Origin of the sequence: Rhodococcus sp. EPR-134, from assembly GCF_001647205.1 — a bacterium.
Classification (GTDB): Bacteria; Actinomycetota; Actinomycetes; order Mycobacteriales; family Mycobacteriaceae; genus Rhodococcus_F; species Rhodococcus_F qingshengii.
Genome location: NZ_LVCT01000212.1, coordinates 1 through 2915, shown reverse-complemented (window position 1 = coordinate 2915; position 2915 = coordinate 1). Strand labels below are relative to the sequence as shown.

Sequence of the window (2915 nt, the reverse complement as noted above, 5' to 3'; positions counted from 1 at the left end):
GGCGACCACATCGTCTCCAGCCCGTACCTGTACGGCGGCACGTACAACCTCCTGCATTACACCCTTCGTAAGCTGGGCATCGAAGTCACGTTCGTCGAGGATCCCGACAATCTCGAGCAGTGGCGCGAAGCCATTCGCCCGAACACGAAGGCGTTCTACGGCGAAACGATCGCCAATCCGAAGAACCACATCCTCGACCTACCCGGTATCTCGTCACTGGCCCACGAGAACGGTCTTCCGTTGATCGTGGACAACACAGTCGCGACGCCGTACCTGCTTCGCCCACTCGAACACGGCGCCGACATCGTCGTTCACTCCGCCACCAAATACCTTGGTGGACACGGCACCGCGATCGCCGGCGTCATTGTCGACGGTGGCACTTTCGACTGGACGCAGGGTCGCCACACGAACTTCACGACGCCTGATCCCAGCTACCACGGCGTCACCTTCGCGGACCTCGGCGCGCCGGCGTTCGCACTCAAGGCCCGCGTCCAACTGCTGCGCGATCTCGGTTCCGCCGTGGCGCCGTTCAACGCGTTCCTCATCGCGCAGGGTATCGAAACCTTGAGCCTGCGCATCGAGCGCCACGTATCCAATGCACAGAAGGTCGCCGAATTCCTCGACGGTCACGTCGAGGTGGCCTCCGTTTCCTACGCGGGACTTCCCTCCTCGCCATGGTTCGAACGTGGAAAGCAGCTGACGCCCAAGGGAACCGGCGCCATCGTCACCTTCGAGCTGCCCGGCGGTATCGATGCGGGCAAGACGTTCGTCAACGCCCTGACGCTGCACAGCCACGTCGCCAACATCGGTGACGTTCGCTCACTCGTCATCCACCCCGCGTCGACGACACACTCGCAGCTCACCCCCGAAGAGCAGCTCGCCTCCGGTGTCACACCCGGGCTCGTCCGCCTCGCGGTCGGCATCGAAGGAATCGACGACATCCTCGCCGATCTCACCGTCGGCCTGGCAGCGGTGGCAAACTCGTGACCGTGAACGAATTGGAGCCCAGGATCGACCTCCTGCCCCCACCCGACGGCCAGGTGGGGTTCGTCGACATCGGTGCCTTGGAACTCGAGAGCGGCGCGGTGCTCCCATCGGTTTCGCTCGCCGTTCAGCGGTGGGGTGAGCTTTCCCCGAACCGCGACAACGTCGTACTCGTCGAGCACGCACTGACCGGAGACTCACACGTCACCGGACCGATCTCCGCGAATCAGCCCTCCCCCGGCTGGTGGAACGGGATGGTCGGCCCCGGCGAACCGATCGACACCGGCGAATGGTGCGTCATCGCAACCAATGTCCTCGGTGGTTGTCGCGGCACGACCGGTCCCAGTTCGCCGGCCGACGACGGCAAGCCGTGGGGCAGCAGGTTCCCGGAGATCTCCATCCGGGATCAGATCGCGGCGGAGAAGAAGCTCGTCGATCTCCTCGGGATCGACCAGTTGGCCTCGGTAGTCGGCGGATCCATGGGGGGCATGCGCACCCTCGAATGGGCAGTTACCTACCCGGACGGCATTCGCTCCGCGTTGGTTCTCGCAACCGGTTCACGGGCCACTGCAGATCAGATCGGCACCCAGACGACGCAGATCGCTGCCATCGTCTCCGATCCGGATTGGCAGGGCGGTGACTACCACGGAACGGGGCGGGCACCTCGCACCGGACTCGGCATCGCCCGTCGCATCGCGCACCTGACGTACCGCACCGAGTCCGAACTGGACGCGCGCTTCGAGAACTCCGCTCAGAACGACGAAAATCCTTGGAACGGTGGACGATACGCCGTACAGAGTTACCTGGAACATCAGGCAGACAAGCTGGTCGACCGCTTCGACCCGAGCACGTACGTCCTCCTGACCGAGGCCATGAACCGGCACGACATCGGTCGTGGACGCGGCGGTGTTGCGGCGGCGTTGGCATCGATCACGGCACCGGTCGTGGTGGGCGGCGTCGACTCGGATCGGCTGTATCCCCTTCGCTTGCAGGAGGAGATCGCCGACGGAATTTCCACGTGCAGCGGCCTCGAGATTCTCAAGTCCAAGGACGGCCACGACGGCTTCCTGACGGAGGCGGACGCCGTCGCCGGACTGCTTCGCCGAACGATGGAGTTCGCGCGTACGGCTCGCTGATTCGGCACAGAGCCACGTTTTCAGGATTCGTCAATGTCGGGAAAACCACAGCTGATCTGCGGGTTTTCCCGACATTCTCATTGGCGAACGTGAGCCGGCGCGGCTAGCATCGGCGAACGTGAATCAGCCATGCTCGACGCGCCTGCAGGCTACGTACATTCCCGAGCACATGTCCTTCGCGTTCTGGGGTGACGCAGACCCGGCAGCGCGGCTGTCGGCACTGGGGATGCCGACCGGGTCGCCGGGCGTGTGCAGGCTTGCGATCCCGGTCGACGAGTCGATCACAGCAACCGACGTCGGAGCGCAACTGCTCGACCTCACCACCGCGATCGACGCGTTCCACAACCTCGATGCTGGTCGCGGCGACCTCGGATCGTCGCTGCTCGCGTGGAAGCGCGTCATCGACACCGGCGCACATGACATTCCGACCGCAGCGCATGCCGCTATCGAGCGCGACGACACGAAGATCCGAAGCGCCGAGTCCACGGTGCGGTTGTTCACGGATGCGCGTACAGCCGTGGACAGCCTTCGCCGAGCAAAGATTCAGGCGACTCTTCGCCCGTATCAAATGCAGGGAGTTGCCTGGCTGACGGCTCTGTCGGGTTCGGGTGGTGGGATCTTGGCCGACGAGATGGGTTTGGGTAAGACACTGCAAGCGATTTCGATGATCGCGATCCGCGCCGGCGACGGTCCGCATCTGGTTGTGTGTCCCACCTCGGTGATAGGAAACTGGCGCCGCGAGATCGAGCGATTCGCTCCGCATCTGCCACTGCACGTTCATCACGGGGCCGCCCG

Annotated in this window: 3 protein-coding genes; all 3 read left to right on the top strand. The window is 64.2% G+C overall.

Annotation, left to right across the window (positions count from 1 at the left end; genetic code table 11):
• The coding region (locus A2J01_RS09645; RefSeq protein ID WP_064112600.1) for a PLP-dependent transferase at nucleotides 1-987 on the top strand (987 nt) is incomplete at its 5' end.
• Nucleotides 984-2120 carry a homoserine O-acetyltransferase MetX gene (gene metX / locus A2J01_RS09640; RefSeq protein WP_007727395.1) on the top strand — a complete coding sequence of 379 codons (1137 nt, stop codon included), beginning with the start codon at nucleotides 984-986 and terminating at the stop codon, nucleotides 2118-2120. The genes A2J01_RS09645 and metX, both read left to right, overlap by 4 nt.
• Before the next feature lie 118 nt (nucleotides 2121-2238).
• A partial coding sequence (locus A2J01_RS09635; RefSeq protein ID WP_231915753.1) for an SNF2-related protein occupies nucleotides 2239-2915 on the top strand: 677 nt, incomplete at its 3' end.